The sequence below is a fragment of the Kitasatospora sp. CB02891 genome (genome assembly GCF_002803145.1).
GTDB lineage: Bacteria > Actinomycetota > Actinomycetes > Streptomycetales > Streptomycetaceae > Kitasatospora > Kitasatospora griseola.
In genome coordinates this window covers 103,306-117,767 of the sequence record NZ_NNBO01000008.1, presented here as the reverse complement: position 1 = coordinate 117,767, position 14,462 = coordinate 103,306, and the positions used below count along the sequence as shown (strand labels likewise).

The 14,462-nt window shown below is 70.5% G+C and carries 18 protein-coding genes; 6 read left to right on the top strand and 12 right to left on the bottom strand.

Annotated elements, in window-relative coordinates:
• Positions 1–162: 162 nt before the first annotated feature.
• The 10 genes from CG736_RS19305 to CG736_RS38970 all read right to left on the bottom strand — a co-directional run bounded on the left by CG736_RS19305 (position 163) and on the right by CG736_RS38970 (position 6,657).
• Positions 163–2,730 carry a phage/plasmid primase, P4 family gene (locus CG736_RS19305; RefSeq protein ID WP_157815645.1) on the bottom strand — a complete coding sequence of 856 codons (2,568 nt, stop codon included), beginning with the start codon at positions 2,728–2,730 and terminating at the stop codon, positions 163–165.
• A 150-nt stretch (positions 2,731–2,880) separates the two neighbouring features.
• Positions 2,881–3,534 carry a hypothetical protein gene (locus tag CG736_RS19300; RefSeq protein WP_100587441.1) on the bottom strand — a complete coding sequence of 218 codons (654 nt, stop codon included), beginning with the start codon at positions 3,532–3,534 and terminating at the stop codon, positions 2,881–2,883.
• 149 nt (positions 3,535–3,683) lie between these two features.
• The gene (locus CG736_RS19295) at positions 3,684–4,469 is read right to left on the bottom strand and encodes a hypothetical protein (RefSeq protein ID WP_100587440.1); all 786 of its coding nucleotides are present in this window, start codon (positions 4,467–4,469) and stop codon (positions 3,684–3,686) included.
• Positions 4,466–4,804 (bottom strand): hypothetical protein, encoded by a 339-nt coding sequence (locus tag CG736_RS19290; protein WP_100587439.1) that lies wholly within the window; start codon positions 4,802–4,804, stop codon positions 4,466–4,468. The genes CG736_RS19295 and CG736_RS19290 overlap by 4 nt, the downstream gene beginning before the upstream one ends.
• Positions 4,804–4,965: a hypothetical protein gene (locus CG736_RS36320; RefSeq protein WP_157815644.1), complete on the bottom strand. Its 162-nt coding sequence runs from the start codon at positions 4,963–4,965 to the stop codon at positions 4,804–4,806. The genes CG736_RS19290 and CG736_RS36320 overlap by 1 nt, the downstream gene beginning before the upstream one ends.
• Positions 4,962–5,426 (bottom strand): hypothetical protein, encoded by a 465-nt coding sequence (locus CG736_RS19285; protein ID WP_157815643.1) that lies wholly within the window; start codon positions 5,424–5,426, stop codon positions 4,962–4,964. Before CG736_RS19285 ends, CG736_RS36320 begins: the two co-directional genes overlap by 4 nt.
• An 11-nt stretch (positions 5,427–5,437) precedes the next feature.
• On the bottom strand, positions 5,438–5,737 hold the full coding sequence (locus CG736_RS19280; protein WP_100587437.1) for a hypothetical protein: 300 nt from the start codon (positions 5,735–5,737) through the stop codon (positions 5,438–5,440).
• The gene (locus tag CG736_RS19275) at positions 5,734–6,081 is read right to left on the bottom strand and encodes a hypothetical protein (RefSeq protein WP_100587436.1); all 348 of its coding nucleotides are present in this window, start codon (positions 6,079–6,081) and stop codon (positions 5,734–5,736) included. The genes CG736_RS19280 and CG736_RS19275 overlap by 4 nt, the downstream gene beginning before the upstream one ends.
• A gap of 121 nt (positions 6,082–6,202) precedes the next feature.
• Positions 6,203–6,454, bottom strand: coding sequence for a hypothetical protein (locus CG736_RS19270; protein ID WP_100587435.1), 252 nt, complete (start codon positions 6,452–6,454; stop codon positions 6,203–6,205).
• A complete protein-coding gene (locus CG736_RS38970; RefSeq protein ID WP_100587434.1) occupies positions 6,451–6,657 on the bottom strand; it encodes a helix-turn-helix domain-containing protein in 207 nt (68 codons plus the stop codon). The genes CG736_RS19270 and CG736_RS38970 overlap by 4 nt, the downstream gene beginning before the upstream one ends.
• 180 nt (positions 6,658–6,837) lie before the next feature.
• Here CG736_RS38970 and CG736_RS19260 point away from each other — a divergent pair, with 180 nt between their 5' ends.
• From CG736_RS19260 to CG736_RS19255, 3 genes are all read left to right on the top strand, one after another.
• Positions 6,838–7,350 carry a helix-turn-helix domain-containing protein gene (locus CG736_RS19260; protein WP_157815642.1) on the top strand — a complete coding sequence of 171 codons (513 nt, stop codon included), beginning with the start codon at positions 6,838–6,840 and terminating at the stop codon, positions 7,348–7,350.
• Between the two features lie 128 nt (positions 7,351–7,478).
• The gene (locus CG736_RS36315; protein WP_157815641.1) at positions 7,479–7,652 is read left to right on the top strand and encodes a hypothetical protein; all 174 of its coding nucleotides are present in this window, start codon (positions 7,479–7,481) and stop codon (positions 7,650–7,652) included.
• Between the two features lie 72 nt (positions 7,653–7,724).
• On the top strand, positions 7,725–9,011 hold the full coding sequence (locus tag CG736_RS19255) for a hypothetical protein (protein WP_100587432.1): 1,287 nt from the start codon (positions 7,725–7,727) through the stop codon (positions 9,009–9,011).
• Positions 9,012–9,222: 211 nt separating this feature from the next.
• On the opposite strand, the gene CG736_RS19250 is transcribed toward CG736_RS19255, so the two are convergent.
• The gene (locus CG736_RS19250; RefSeq protein WP_232734069.1) at positions 9,223–10,251 is read right to left on the bottom strand and encodes a leucine-rich repeat domain-containing protein; all 1,029 of its coding nucleotides are present in this window, start codon (positions 10,249–10,251) and stop codon (positions 9,223–9,225) included.
• A 162-nt stretch (positions 10,252–10,413) separates the two neighbouring features.
• On the opposite strand from CG736_RS19250, the gene CG736_RS19245 reads away from it, so the two are divergent.
• Positions 10,414–11,973 carry a GMC oxidoreductase gene (locus CG736_RS19245; protein ID WP_100587430.1) on the top strand — a complete coding sequence of 520 codons (1,560 nt, stop codon included), beginning with the start codon at positions 10,414–10,416 and terminating at the stop codon, positions 11,971–11,973.
• A gap of 35 nt (positions 11,974–12,008) precedes the next feature.
• Positions 12,009–12,755, top strand: coding sequence for an LLM class F420-dependent oxidoreductase (locus CG736_RS19240; protein WP_100587429.1), 747 nt, complete (start codon positions 12,009–12,011; stop codon positions 12,753–12,755).
• Positions 12,756–12,771: 16 nt separating this feature from the next.
• Here CG736_RS19240 and CG736_RS19235 read toward each other — a convergent pair whose 3' ends face one another.
• The gene (locus CG736_RS19235; RefSeq protein WP_100587428.1) at positions 12,772–13,329 is read right to left on the bottom strand and encodes an adenine phosphoribosyltransferase; all 558 of its coding nucleotides are present in this window, start codon (positions 13,327–13,329) and stop codon (positions 12,772–12,774) included.
• 411 nt (positions 13,330–13,740) lie between these two features.
• Between CG736_RS19235 and CG736_RS19230 the strand changes: the two genes are divergently transcribed.
• A complete protein-coding gene (locus CG736_RS19230; RefSeq protein WP_198520550.1) occupies positions 13,741–14,457 on the top strand; it encodes a hypothetical protein in 717 nt (238 codons plus the stop codon).
• Positions 14,458–14,462 lie beyond the last annotated feature (5 nt).

The window sequence follows — 14,462 nt, the reverse complement described above, 5'->3', positions numbered from 1 at the left end:
GTTGCTTAGGTGATGTGCGAGGTGGGAGCGGTTTGCACATCTCTTATGCGCGTAACCCTTGTTGAAGTCCTTCGAGTCCTTCGAAGTGCAGGTCAGGTCCTTCGTAAGGTCCTTCGGGAAGTCCTTCGCAGGTCCTTCGGAGTCCTTCGCAGTACGCATGACTCACCCCCTCCGGCCCGGGTTGACGGCGTTGAGGCGAAGGCCGGTGGTGACGGCCCGACGGGTCTTCGGGTCCTTGCCGGAGCTCAGGCCGCGCTCCTGGAGTGCGAGCGAGAAAGACATCAGCGACATGGGGCGCAGGCCCGAAGTCTCGGACCAGCCCTTGTAGTTGGCGTACAGCAGTCGCGTTTCGGTGACGACGTCGGGAACCTCGGTGGTCTCCTCGTCGAGCCAGGCCACCAGCGGATTCGAGGAGGCCAGGTGCTCGCGGGTCTTCGCCTTGACCGACTCGGGGACGTCGAGGCCGCGCTTCTGCCACTCCAGGCACCCGCGGATCGCCCAGTTGAGGACGCCTGCGATCTCGCTGGCGATGATCTTCTTGTCGAGGTCGGGGATGCGACGGTCCTTCGGCACCACCACGTCCCAGCCGATGTCCTGCAGGCGGCGGGCGATGCCGTGGCCGCCGCCGACGTGCGGCAGGTAGTTGGTCGCCAGGTGGATCTTGCCGACGGGCTCGAACTCGAAGTACTCGGCGCGCATGTAGCGAGCGGTCTGCACGTCCTGACCGGTCAGCGTCTTCACCAGCTCGTCGTCGAGCCGCTTGCCGGCACTGGTCTCACTGGTGGACAGGAGCCGCTTGCCCATCATGCGGGCGATGTCGTTGGGGATGCCCTCGCCCTGTTTGGCCAGCAGGGTGGAGCGCGGCACGGACTGCGCGTAGTCGCCCAGCAGGGCCGCCAGCACCCGGATGAAGACGCCCTTGCCGTTCTCGCCGTCGCCGTGGTGGATGAACATCACCTGCTCGGAGGTCGACCCGGTGATGGTGTATCCGACGACCCGGGCGAGGTAGGCCCGACGCTCCTCGTCGGGCATCGCCGACTCCAGGAACCGCGCCCACATCGGCGCGGTCGCGGCCGGGTCGTAGCGCACCGGCGACTGCTGCATGAGGTACAGCGAGCGGTCGTGGGCCTGCAGCTGGCCGGAGGCCAGGTCGACGATGCCGTTTCCGACGTTCAGCAACAGCGGGTGCTGGTCGAACGCGGCCATCTCGGTGTGGACGGCCGGCAGGGCCTGCAGCACCTCGCGGGCCGCGGCCAGCTTGGGCCGCATGCGCTGCTGCCGGGCGAAGACGAGGAAGTTCTCCCGCTCGCTGCGCTTGTCGGCCCTCGTCGGGCGCTCGATTCCCGTGAGGTCCGGCGGCTCGTCCGAGTACTGGTCGGCCTCCTCGACCATGTGGTCGACGGTGGAGACGACACGGGTCCACACACCGGTGAGCGCGCCGCGCAACGTCCACCGGCCGCCGCTGTACACCGCCCACTGCTCGGTGTCGGCGATCCAGCGGATCTCCTCGCCGTAGCGGTCGAAGACGCGAACGGCGTTGCCGATGTCGTCCCACTCGCGCCGCGGCATCGGCACCTGGAGCAACGGCTGCTGCTCAACGGGCGCGGACCAGGCGTCGGGGGCTGTCGCGAGTGCGGTCGCCCCAACGGTGCGCGGCCCCGCCTGTACGGGCCGCAGGTGCTGCGGACGCGAGCCGAATCCGCGGCCCCGCAGCACCTTTGCGGCCGCGGAGTGGTCGCCGCGGTGCTCCAGCAGGGCGTACGCGCCGAACTTGGTGAAGGGCCGCTCCGGGTCGAACTCGGTGGAGCTGGTGAAGACGTACAGACGGTCGCGGGCCGGGTCATGGCCAGTGGTGGCGGAGACGCCGAGGTTCTTGCCGGGCCGCCGCCAGTAGGTGGTGTGCCCACGGGTGAACAGCGCGGTCCAGCCGTGCGGGGTGAGGATGTCGGTCCACGGAGTGCGGGCCTCGAAGTCGTCGCCGGGCGAGACGCCGTTGTCGGCGGTGCGCGGCCCGGACGGGCGCTGGGCGGGTAGCGGTGCGGGCTCGGGAGCGGTCGGCATCTGGTCGAGCATGCGGGCGATTTCGAGCAGCGCGTCGCGGTGGCCGGCGTCGATTGCGGCGACGGTGGCGGGGCTGCCGGCGAGCAGCACGTACGGCTGGCCGGTGTCGTGAACGGGGCCGTGCGAAGGGGCCATGACGGACTGTCCGCCCTCGCCGCGGGTCTCGATCAGGTCCCGCTGGAAGACCTTCTCGGGCCTCCCGGCGAGGATCTGACGCTCCTTCTCGGTGAGCTCCTCGGGGCGGGCGGGGCGGGCGGCGAGCTTCGTGTTCCCGGGCACCTGGCCGTTCTGCACCCGCCAGACGACGTGGAATCCGCCGCTGGGCGACCGGTCGGTGTAGCCGCACTTCACCCGGTTCCAGACCTCGGCGAGCCCGGACGCCTCGACGATCTCGTTGAACTGGTCGGCGAGCCCTTCGGCGACGGCGCGGCCCTCGAACTCGAACATCTCCAGGCCGCCGCTGACGGCGCCCATGACGACGCCGAGGCCGGCGTGCCCGTTCGCGAACCAGTCGCGGATCTGCTGTTCGTCGGCGCGGACGGACTGTGCGCCCTTCCAGTCGCCCAGGGGTCGCTTGGTGCCGTCGAGCGCCACCCGGACGACGCTCGCGCCGGCGGCGTGCCAGGCGAGTGCCGCTGCCAGCATGTCCGGCGGGGGTGTGGTGCTCAAGGCTGGTCTCCTCGGTCGGGGGCGCGAAGTGCTGGTGCCCGCCCCGGCGTTGCACGTGGGGTGCCGGCTGCCCTGGAGGGTCCGGTCGGGCTGGTGGTGCCGCCCGCCGCAGCCGCGTGGGGGAGTTCGGCGGCGGCGGGCGGAGCAGGATCAGAACGGCGGGAGCTGTCCGGCGGGCTGGGCCGGGGCGGTGCTGTTCTGCTGGAGCTGCGCGAGGAGCGCGGCGGCAGCGGGGTTGGCCTGCGCGGCGGCGATCTGCTCCGCCGTCAGGCCCGGCACTGCGGGCGCGGCCGGGGCCGTGACGGCCGACGCGTACGCCTGCTGCGGTGCGGGCGCCAGGCCGTACGCGGCGGTCGGGTCGGGGCGCTGCAGTTCGGCAGCCGCCGCCCGCGTGTATTCGGCGCGGTACTGCTTCGGTGCGTTGAAGGCGTTGTTGGTCTTCTGGCCGTCGTGCGTGTAGGTGACGGCCAGGTAGCCGCCGACCTCCAGGCCGGGCGCGGCCACCTGCTTCACCGCGTCCTGGACGGCCTGCTTCATCTGGCCCTTGACGAAGATCCTGCGGCGGCCGTCGTCCTCCTGGATCGCCGGGTCGCGCAGAACGGTCTGGACGGTGACGACCAGCTGCATCATCGGGTTGCCGTCGGTCCAGAACTTCGGCTTGCCGTCCGCCGGGTCACGCTGCTGCTGCACCGTCGGCGGTTCGGTGATGAAGCCCTCGACCTTCGACCCGGGCGCCGGGAACTTCGCCGTGGGCGCGCCGCCCCCGCCCATGAGGAAGGCGTCGGCGGACTGCGGGGTGCTCATGCTGTTCTCCTTGCTGTTCGGCCGGCCGGTGGGCCGGCAGTTCGTGGTGGTGCAGGGGCACTCGTCCTCGCGGCAGCGGTAGATCCACCGCTCGCCCCGGCCTCCCTGCGGGAAGGCGGGATGGCCGCAGGCGCTGCACCGGAGGGGTGTCACGCGATCAGCCCCTCGTAGCCGGTGCGCTCTCGCTGCAGGCCCGGGCAGCCCTTCGACAGGTCGGTGCTGCCGGGCAGCAGCCACGGGCAGAACCTGCAGCTGGCGTCGTCGACGATCGGGATCTGCTGCCAGCTCTTGGGGTTGGACTCGACGTCGAGGTCGAGCACCTGCTGCCGGATCCGGTCGAGCCGGGCGAGGGCGTCGAGTGCGACCTGCCGGTCGTACGGCTCGGACCAGACGTGCACCTTGAGTTCGTGCCAGCGGGCGATGAAGACGACGACGACACGTGCCGCCGGGGTGCCCGCGTTCTCCTGACCCAGGCCGTACAAGTGCGCCTGGACGCGGTACTGCTTCCCGGGCCCGCCGCGGCGGTACTTGTCGTGACTGCTGGTGCCGACCAGCTTCCAGTCCAGGTTGGCCGCCAGCAGCACGTCGAACAGGTCGGCGCTGCCGGTGATCGGGGCGGCGGTGCCGTAGCCGTCGCGGACGGTGACGCGCTGCTCGATCTTGTACCGGCCCTCGGCGTTGCGCTGCTCGAACTTCTCGGCCATCCACATGTGGAAGCCGGTGCCGATGATCGCGGCGATCGGGTCGCGGGCGGTATTGGTCTCCGGCCAGTCGAGAACCTTGTATGCGATGGCCCGGTCGCACGGGTTGCCGATCTCCGACGGCCCGATCGCGGTCTGCTGGGATCTGTCGCTGCGGGCGTCGGCTTCGATGATGAACTGGCCGATGCGTTCGGCGAGCTGCTGCGAGAACTCGTCGTTTCCGGTGGCGATCACGCCGCGTCCTTCGTCCTGCCGGCCGCGATGAGCGTCAGCTGCTTGTCGTCGTACAGCGCGTGGTCGAGCTGGCTGCGCAGGCCGTCGCGGTCGCGCTGGAGCATCCGGACCTGCCCCTGGAGGCGGTCGATCTGCTCGGCCATCTCGCGGTGGCTGTCGGCGAGCTCGACGCAGTTGCTCTTCAGCTCGGCCTGCGCGGTCTCGGCGCGGGCGGCGAGCCTGCCGTTCGCGCCGGCCTGCTCCAGGACCGCGGCCTGGGCGTCGGCGAGCTGCTGCTGGAGCAGGCGGATGAGCCGGCGGGTCTTCTCCTGCTGAGCGGCGGTCACGATGCGCATCAGGACTCCTCGGTGTGCTGGCTGGGCTGGCGGGTCGGGGTGTTGCTGCGGACCTCGGCGTGGAGGCGTCGGGCGTCCCGGCGGCGCTGGAGGCGCGGCAGGGCGAGCAGGCCGGCCATCACCGCCAGGGCGGCGGCGAGGATCGCGAGGGAGGCGGTCACCCGTCCTCCTCGACGGACACGTACTCGTCGAGCACGAAGACCGGGACGGCCCGGTACTCCGTGGCCACCTCCCAGCGGCCGGGCCCGGGGAGGTGCATCCGCAGCGCGACCGGCTCGGTCTCGTCGTCCTCCTCCGGGTACCAGGTCGGCTGGGCGTCCGGGTTGGGCTGGGCGTCCTCGCAGTGGGCCCGCGCGTCCTCGGGGCGGCGGTACGTGCCGAGGGGGATGCCGTCGACCTCGGCCCGCCAGACGACGGGCAGGACGGACGCTGCGGCGAGCTGGTCAGCCAGCGCAGCGGCCAGCCAGTCGACCTCGGCCAGGAGTTGCTGGCGGGCGCGGTCGTGGCGGCGGCCAGCAGCAGCCAGGGCCTGCTCGATCGGCGTGATGAGCGGCCCGTTCTCGGTGACCACGGCGCTCATCGTCGGCAGAGCCCGGGCGGCCTCGACCGCGGCAGACGACATCGGCTCGGGCGTCATCCGGTCACCTGCTTGTAGCCGTAGGACCGAATCTGCAGTCCGGACAGCCGCGCGGTGTGAACCAGCGCGATGCAGCTGTAGGTCTCGCCGGCATTGACGGTTTCGTGCAGCACGGTCGCCACACCGAGAACCGCGGCCAGGGCGCGGACGGCCTCGTGGCTGCCTTCGGCGCAGAACGCCGGGTCGGGGTCGATGGTGCCGTCGGGGTCGATGGTCCAGACGAGCGGCAGCGCGGCCAGCTCGGGGTGGCTGGCGAGCAGGACGTGGACGGCGGCGATTCCGGGCAGGGCGTTCACGCGGCCACCGCCTGCTGGCGCTGCGCGGCGCCGGCCGGGACGGACGCGGCGAGGTGCACGGAGACGTCCTCGATGACGGTGCCGATCGCCCAGATGCAGCGGGGGCCGTCGGGGCGCTGCTCGGTGCGGGTCTCGAACCGCCCGGCACCAAGTACGCGGCGGAACCAGCCGTCCAGCGCGGTGAACGCGGTGCCGTCGGCGGTGTCGATCCAGCCGGTGACCATGTCGTCGGTGACGCGCCACTGCGGCGCGGGGCCCGGGACGCCGGCGGCGTCCGCACGGGCGGTGAGGCCAGCCAACACGGTGAACGTGCGGCTCTGGAGCCCGAGTTCGGTAGGCTTCATCTCGGCCTACTCCTTCCGTTGATCGGGTGTGCTTGGAGTGGGTCGCTGGGCTCTCGCGGGCCGGCATTCCGGGGGCTACCGGGTGCTGCCGGGCGGGGGCCCGACCCATGTCTGAGGCCGGTCAGGCGGCGGCGCGGCGGCGGCCGCGGGTGCCCGGGTTCACCGCGCACATCTCCTGCGCGGCGTAGATGTCGGCCAGGCGGAACCGGATCTTGCGGTTGATCAGGGTGTGCGGAATCCGCTTCTGGTTGCACGCGATCTTCAGCGTGCGTTCGGTGTAGGGCAGGAGCCCCATCTCGATGACCTGCGCGATGGTGTAGAGCCGCAGCCGTTCCTCGGCGGTGAACTGCGGGTCGGCGACCTTGCTGGTCACGGCGAGTCCTCTCTGGTGATGGCGCCGACCTCGACGCCCAAGGCGTCGGCGACCGCGCGGAGTGTGTCGTCGCTGGCGCCGGCCAAGCCGCGCTCGACGCGGGACAGAAAGCTGCGATGCCGTCCAGCCCGCAATGCGAGCACCCGGAGGCCAATCCCGGAGGCGGTTCGGATGGCTCGGATTGCGGTTCCGTTCGGTGTCACGAGAGGAGCTAACCATCGGTCCGCCCGTAAAGCAAGCAGTCTCGGCACTCTTTAAGGGCAGTCTCGGGCATGGCTGGGGTGCGGGTGGATGAATGCATGCAACCGCTCACCGCCTTAAATGCAGGTCAAACGGCTTGATCTGGGCTTCGTGGTTGCATGGATGTAGGGCATGATGTGCCCATGGACAGAGACTGGGCCCGGCTCTCGCGCTACATCGCGAGTGCACGCGAAGCACTTGGCCTGCCCCAGCCCGCATTCGCGGCCGAGCTTGGAGTCGGGCGCTCGGCGATTCAGAAGCTGGAGAGCGGACACGAGTACCGCAAGGTCACGCCCTTGCACCGTGCCGTTGAGCGGCGCTTCGGATGGGCTGAGGGCAGCATCGAAACCGTGCTGGCTGGGGGAGAGGCTGAGCGGTTCGCGGGTCCCGTCTCGGACAGTCCGATCGAAGCGGGTGTCGACGCCCTACTGGACGACCTCACTGCCCGCGTGAAGGGCGCGCTGCTCGGCGGCCAGGTGGTCGACGCCACCGCGGTACCGATGGGCGACGGCGACGGAAGCGTCGTCATCATCTGGAAGGGGGGTGAGGAGCGCGACCTGACTCCAGCCCAGCGGCGCAGGCTGGAGAGGCAGTGGAGCAAGTTCCAGCGCGCCGCTCACGACATTCTCGCTGACGGCGAGGAGCAGGAAGAGTAGTAACCCATCCGGCGCAACACGCCACTCGAACGCCCGTCGCATATGCCAATCGTGTGACAGAATTCCGCTTACCTGCGGAGGGGGGTCATCCCAACCAGGTAAGGGGGTGGTCCGCCTTGCTGCGGACCATGCGCGTGCAGACCAATCCCACCGGCGCTCTCGCCGTGCTCTACCGCAAGCCCGGTTGCCCGCCGGTCGTCCACCTCAACGCCGACCTCATCACCGATGAGCAGGCCGCTGTGCTTGGACGCCGCCTTAACGCTGACCCGGGACTGCTGGCCGCGCTTGGCCTGGTCGCCTAGCACCACTTCTGTCGGCACGGCGGGGACACGACTGCGTGCCCCGCCGGCCGGAGAACACCAGGAGGGGTGGGCGTGGCCTACGCAGAGAAGGTCTACAAGGTCAAGCACGGTAAGCCGACCAAGTCGTACACCTGGAAGGCGAAGTTCCTGCTGCCCGACGGCATCAACTATGGCAGCAAGTCGGGTTTCCCAACCGAGAAGACGGCCAAGGATTACGGCCTCGACCAGGAAGCTGACATCAGGGCCGGCCGGTGGATCGATCCGAAGCTGAGCAGCAAGCACTTCGGCACCTGGACGCAGGAGTTCATGCGGGCCCGGCCGAAACGCGGCCAGACCGTGGACACCCGGTGGAAGCAGCTGCAGGGGCACATCCTCCCGCGGTGGCAACACACACCGCTGCGCGACATCACGTGGTTCGCGGTCGACGCCTGGCAGGTGAACGACTTGCGCATCGACGACGTGTCCAAGGGCCACGTGGTCAGCCTGATGTCGACGATCCTGACCGCAGCCGTGGACGCGCGGCACCTGCTGGCGAACCCGCTGGTCGGCCGACGCCGTACGAAGCCGGTCATGGTGCTCGGCGTCGTGCCGAAGAAGGCGGACGAATCGAAGTGGTATCCGCCGGCCCAGGTCATCCAGGTTGCGGAGCGGCTCGGGTTCGAGGACGGGTTCCAGCTACTGTCCGCGGCTTTCACGGGCGTCAACTGGGGCGAAGGCTTGGGCCTGGAGAGTGACCACCTGCTGACCCGAGAGCAGCTCGACATCGACGGGACCCCTTGGTCGTGCCCCGTCCTGCGCCTTGTTCAGGAGGTGGCTGAGTACGAGGAACGGGGTCCGAACGGCGAGAAGCTGGGCACGGTGCTCCGTCTGGAGCCGCTGAAGAACGAGCATCGCATTCGGGATGTGGATATCCCCCCGTTCCTCGCTGGCCTGTGGCAGCACCGCGCCGAGGTCTGGCCGCACAGATTCCTGCTGTCGACCGAGAGCGGCAGCTGGTGGCGGCGGGGAAACTGGGGCAAGACCATCCGCCCGGCTGCAGACGGCCGACCGGCCAGGGAGCGGCGCCGGGGCGTGGCGGCGCGGGAGGGGTGGGAACCACTCGCGCCCGGGCTGACGATGCGTGGCGCCCGGCACACCCACGACACCCTCCAGGAGCAGATCATGGTGGCGGCGTCGCTGATGTACGAGCAGGCCGGGCACAAGCCGCGCGGCATCAAGGGCGTGTACCAGCACCCCACGGTGACGATGAGGCAGCACCGCCTGGATGGCTTGCAGACGGTGTTCGTGCGCGCCATGCTGGGGCTGGGGAAGACCACTCTGTGGGGCTTGCCGGTGGATCTGGAGCTCCCACAGAAATGATCACCGAAATTTCTCCCAAAGGATCTTCAAATCGAGGGAGTTGGGGGCGTCGCCGCTGGCAGCGAGAATGGACCAGCCAAGATAGCCCGGCCCTCCTAAAGCCGGTGTCGCAGGTTCGATTCCTGTCTGGGGCACAGAGAAGTAGCAGGTCGCAGGCCCTTCGCCCATTCGGGCGGGGGGCCTGCGCCGTTTCTCGGCCGGGTGCCGGCGGTCAGAGCAGGACGACGCACCCGCGCTGTTCGAGGTCGGCGATCCAGGCCGGCAGCGGGTCGATGAGGTTCCACCGCAGGTCGAGCTTCTCCAGGCGGGGGAGGCGGGCCAGCGAGTCCGGGAGCCGGGTCAGCGCGTTGTTGCGCAGGTCGAGATGGGTGAGGGCGGTCAGCTCCCCGACGGCGGCGGGCAGTTCCCGGACGCGGTTGTTGCGCAGGTCGAGGATCCGCAGCCGCTCCAGGCGGCCGATCTGCTCGGGGAGGCCGAGCAGGTGGTTGTCGGTCAGCCGCAGTTCGCGGAGCTCGGTCAGGCCGGCCAGGGTGTCGGGCAGGGCGGTCAGCCGGTTCCCCGCCAGGTGGGCCTCGCGCAGGCGGGAGAGTCGGCCGATCGAGTCGGGCAGGGTGGCCAGCCGGTTGTTGTAGAGGCGCAGCTCCTGCAGGGCGGCCAGGTCCCCGAAGCGCTCCGGGAGGCTCTGGAGCAGGTTGTCGGTGAGGTTCAGGTAGCGCAGCCGGGTGAGGTCGCACAGGGCCGCCGGCACGCTGGTGAACCGGTTGTTGCTCGCGTAGAGGTAGCGGTCGAGGCCGGCCAGCCGCCCGATCGACTCGGGCAGTTCGGTGAGTGCGTTGTGCCCCAGGTCGAGGGTGTGCAAGCGGCTCAGCGCGCCGATGCCCTCGGGTACGCGGGTGAGGCGGTTGTCGCCGAGGTTCAGGTGGCGCAGGCCGCGGAGGTTCTCGATCCAGTCGGGCAGGGTGGTCAGTTCGTTCTTGTACAGCGTCAGCAGTTCGAGGCCGGCGAGCTCGCCGACGGGCCGCGGAAGGTGGCGGAAGGCGTTCCGGTCGAGCCGGAGTTCGGTCAGCCGGCGGAGGGCCGACAGGCTCTGCGGCAGGTCGCTCAGCCGGTTGCCGGACAGGTCGAGCCGGCGCAGGCCGGGGAGGTCGGCGAGCTCCGGGGGCGCCTGCTCCAGTTCGGCGTCGCGGGCCGAGAAGTCGGTGACGTCCTCGGACAGTTGACGGTCCGTCAAGTGGGCCACGTGGCTCCTTCGGTGCGGCTTTCGGTCCAACGTAGCGGAGAACGGCGCGGGAGCGGTGCTCGATCGGCGGCCTCGTCGGACCGGTCGGAAGTTCATCTGGTTCGTGACCATCGGCTGCCTTAGGTTCCTGATCACGATTCGGGGGTCACGAGAGGAGTCGCGATGGTAGCGCCCGACAGTCAGGCGGATCCGGCCGGAGGGCTGGAGGAGATCCTCCTCGCCACCTTCGAGGAGGCCGCCGCGGGCGACTTCGACGTCATCATCGTCGGTGGCGGCGCCACCGCGGCGGTGACGCTGAAGAAGTTGCTCCAGCTCGCCCCCGACACCCGGGTGCTGCTCCTGGAGCAGGGCCCGTACCTGCTGCCCGACCACGTGCAGAACCTCGGTGTGGTGCTCCAGCCGCTGATGGACCGTGCGGTCGCCAACCCCTGGCGCTCCGAGGGGGATCTCGAACTCGTCTCGCAGGTCCCGTACCTCGGCGGGCGGACGCTGTTCTGGAGCGGGGCCAGCCCGCAGCCGACGGCGCAGCAGCTGGCCGGGTGGCCGAAGTCCGTGGTCGACGAGCTGGACGAGGAGTGGGCCGAGGCGAAGCGGATCGTCGGGGTCCGCCGGGCCTCCGAACTGGGCCCGGAGTTCGGGAACCTGAACTCCCGGCTCCGGCAGCGGATCCACGAGGGGACCGGGCCGGACTCGCAGCTCGTCCTCCCCGCGGACCCGAGCCTGCTGGACGCGCCGCTCGGCATGGCGGCCACCACCGAACCCGGGGCGACCAGGAAGTTCAGCGCCGTCCCGCTGCTGTTCGAGGCGCTGGCCGGGCACCGCGGCTCGGTCGCCGTCCTGCCGCGCTGCAAGGTCGTCGGGCTTGCCTGCGAGGACGGCCGGGTGACCGCCGTCCGCACGACGCGGGGCGAGCTCGCGGTCGGCGGCGCCCGGATCGTGCTGGCGACGGGCACCGTCGAGAACACCGAGCTGGTGCTGCGTTCGCTGCCCCCCTCGGCCACCCCGCTGGCGGGCTCGAACCTGGCCGGGAACGCCGCCAGCTTCTTCAACTGCCGGCTGCCGCGGGCGGCGTTCGAGGACCTCGCCACGGACCGGCCCGAACTCGCCGCGCTCTACCTGGACGGCGCCACCGAGGACCGCGAGTTCGTGCTCCACCTGAGCGCGAGCGCGACCGTCGACCCGGGCCGGGACGTGGAGACCGTCTACCGCCTGCTCCCCGACGTCTTCGGCGAGGGCACCCCGGAGCGGCTGACCGACCCCGACCACGTGGTCTTCCTCGTCAACGGCGTGACCGAGCTGGCCGGGGTGCGCGCGGCCGACTCCCCGAGCCGGGTCTACCTCGACGCGGACGGCGCCACGGTGGGGGCGTTCCACCTGGACGAGTCGGACCGCAGGGCCTGGGACGCCCTGGACCGGACGACCGACGAGGTGCTGAGGCTCGTCGCGGGGGACTCGGCGCTGGAGTACTGGTCGCCCGAGCACCGCCGGTGGGAGTCCGAACCGGTCGCCGCCCGGCGCATGCCGTTCGCCTTCCTGGAGGCCGGGACGCTCTGGATGGGGGAGTCGCCGGAGGAGTCGGTCACCGACCTGCACGGCCGGCTGCACGGCCTCGACAACCTCTACGTCACCGGCGGAGCGCTGTTCCCGACCCGCGGATCCTGGAATCCGCTGCTCACCATGGCCGCCCTCGCGCTGCGACTGGCCCGTCACCTGGCCCGGTGACCGACCGGGTCCACCACTCTCAAGGAGCTTTCCCGATGCGGGACTTCAAGCTGGGTGTGCAACTTCAGCCCGAACGGACCGAACTCGACCCGCTGCGCGACGCCTGGCGGGAGCTCGACCGCGCCGGAGTCGACTCGATCTGGGTGCCCGACCACTTCTTCCCGGTGTCCCCGGGCGACCCGAACGGCCCGAACTTCGAGTGCTGGTCGCTGCTCGCCGCGATGGCCGTCGACACCTCGCGGGCCGCGTTCGGCGCGCTGGTCAGCTGCGTCTCCTACCGGAACCCGGACCTGCTCGCCGACATGGCGCGGACGGTCAACCTGCTGAGCGGCGGCCGGCTGGTCCTCGGCCTCGGCGCGGGCTGGTGCGAGCGCGAGTACGTCGAGTACGGCTACCCCTTCGAGAGCCCCGCCGTCCGGCTGCGCGAGTTCGAGGACGCGCTGGTCCGGATCCGGGCGCGGCTGCCCCGGCTCAACCCGGCCGCGCCCGGCCTGCGCACGCTGATCGGCGGCGGCGGCGAGAAGGTGACCCTCCGGCTGGTCGCCGAGCACGCGGACCTGTGGAACGCGTTCGGCCCCGCGGACGACTACCGCCGGAAGAACAAGCTGCTGGACGAGTGGTGCGAGCGGGTCGGCCGGGACCCGTCCACGATCGAGCGCTCGGCGTTCGTGGACGTCTCCGAGGTCGACCGGGTCGAGGAGTTCCTGGCGGCCGGGGCCGAGCACGTGATCGTCGGGCTGGCGGCGCCCTACGACCTGTCGTTCCTCGACCGCCTCGGCTAGGGCCCGTCCAGCCCCCTCAGATCGTCAGCACCGCCCCGAGCGGCGCCCCGCCGAGCGCGGTCGCCAGGCGGGAGCGGCCCGCCAGGAAGCCGAGTTCGAGGAGGACGGCGACGCCGGCCACGTCCGCGCCGGCCCGCCGGAGCAGGGCGAGGGCGGCGTCGACGGTGCCCCCGGTGGCGAGCACGTCGTCGACCACGACGACGCGCTCGCCCGGGGCGAACGCGGAGCGCTGGATCTCCACCTCGGCGGACCCGTACTCCAGGTCGTACCGCTGGGTCAGGGTGGGGCCGGGGAGCTTGCCGGCCTTGCGGATCGGGACGAAGCCGAGGCCCGCGCGCAGCGCCACCGGGGCGGCCAGGATGAACCCGCGGGCCTCCAGGCCGGCCACCTTGTCGGCGCCCACGGCGGTGCAGAACCGGGCGAGGACGTCGACGAGCGGGCCGAACGCGTCGGGGTCCGCGAGGAGCGGCGCGATGTCCTTGAACACCACGCCCGGGTTCGGATGGTCGAAGACGTCCGTGATCCGTTCCAGCAGAAGTGCGCGGAGTTTGTCGTCGATTTCCTCGATGGCCATGGCGGCGTAATTTCCCTCGGTCGATGGTCGGTCGCGGCGGAATTCGGTGAAGCCGCCCGAATGCGGCTCCGCCAATCATGGGGCATGGCCGCGCACGTCCGTAGGTGCACCATCGACCGGCCCGATCGACAGGCTCCGGCGGGCGCACCGCCGACCCGCCCGAGCGCCCGCCCCGACCGACCGCCCGGGCGGCCATCACCTTCGAATACTTGTCGCGCGTCTGGCGTGGCTGGCTAGATAGGACGGTGATCCAAGTCGGCACGAGGCCGACTTTCTGTGCGTCGGCGAATCCGTTTCCGGAACCACCGGATTCGTCCGGCCGATTTGTGCAAAGGGGGTTCGGACTTGACCAGAGAAATACCGCTCGACGTTGATCTCGGGGAAATTCGCCCGGCGGATCTCGATGCCCTCGTGAGCGGTCTCCACCCGGCCGACGACGAGAGTCGGCTCACCTACAACCTGGCCCTGATCCGGGAGCTCGGGCGACCGGAGCGGATCACCGCTCTGCTCAAGGACTACCTGAGCGACCCGGCCGCGCTGGCCGTGATCGCGGACCGCTCGTACCGCCACGTCAACCACTTCGACAAGATCGTCCTGGTGGACACCGACAACGGCGGCTACCGGCTGACCCTGCACCTGTGGAGCCCGCCGTACAGCGAGAAGGAGCTCCACGACGAGCTGATCCACGACCACCGGTTCAGCTTCTGGTCGACCATCCTGACCGGCCGGCTGGTCTCGCAGAACTTCAGCAAGCAGGAATCGCCGGGCGCGGTGAACTTCCGCCAGTACCGGTACAGCCCGGAGAAGCTGGGCACCGCGTCCGTCGGCAACTTCTACGAGTTCGTCGGCGACACCCGGCTGACCATGACCGACCAGGCGGTGGAGTCCCAGGGCAACGCGTACCACCTGCAGTACCACCGCATCCACCGGGTGGCCCTGCCGCTGGAGGCGATGGTCTGCACCCTGGTGCTGCGCGGCCCCCGGGAGCGGACCTTCTCCAACGTCTACAACACCGCGTACCCGTCCACGAACACCCAGAACGGCAACGTCATGTTCTCGGTGCCGGAGCTCACCGAGAAGCTGGAACGGCTGAAGGCCACGATCGAGCGCACCCGTGCCGATGCCTGATCCGG

Bases quoted from the DNA above. Each gene is read 5' to 3' on its own strand.
- CG736_RS19300 (WP_100587441.1), bottom strand. From the start codon at position 3,534: ATGAGCACCCCGCAGTCCGCCGACGCCTTCCTCATGGGCGGGGGCGGC.
- CG736_RS19290 (WP_100587439.1), bottom strand. From the start codon at position 4,804: ATGCGCATCGTGACCGCCGCTCAGCAGGAGAAGACCCGCCGGCTCATC.
- CG736_RS19285 (WP_157815643.1), bottom strand. From the start codon at position 5,426: ATGTCGTCTGCCGCGGTCGAGGCCGCCCGGGCTCTGCCGACGATGAGC.
- CG736_RS19275 (WP_100587436.1), bottom strand. From the start codon at position 6,081: ATGAAGCCTACCGAACTCGGGCTCCAGAGCCGCACGTTCACCGTGTTG.
- CG736_RS19260 (WP_157815642.1), top strand. From the start codon at position 6,838: ATGGACAGAGACTGGGCCCGGCTCTCGCGCTACATCGCGAGTGCACGC.
- CG736_RS36315 (WP_157815641.1), top strand. From the start codon at position 7,479: ATGCGCGTGCAGACCAATCCCACCGGCGCTCTCGCCGTGCTCTACCGC.
- CG736_RS19245 (WP_100587430.1), top strand. From the start codon at position 10,414: ATGGTAGCGCCCGACAGTCAGGCGGATCCGGCCGGAGGGCTGGAGGAG.
- CG736_RS19240 (WP_100587429.1), top strand. From the start codon at position 12,009: ATGCGGGACTTCAAGCTGGGTGTGCAACTTCAGCCCGAACGGACCGAA.
- CG736_RS19235 (WP_100587428.1), bottom strand. From the start codon at position 13,329: ATGGCCATCGAGGAAATCGACGACAAACTCCGCGCACTTCTGCTGGAA.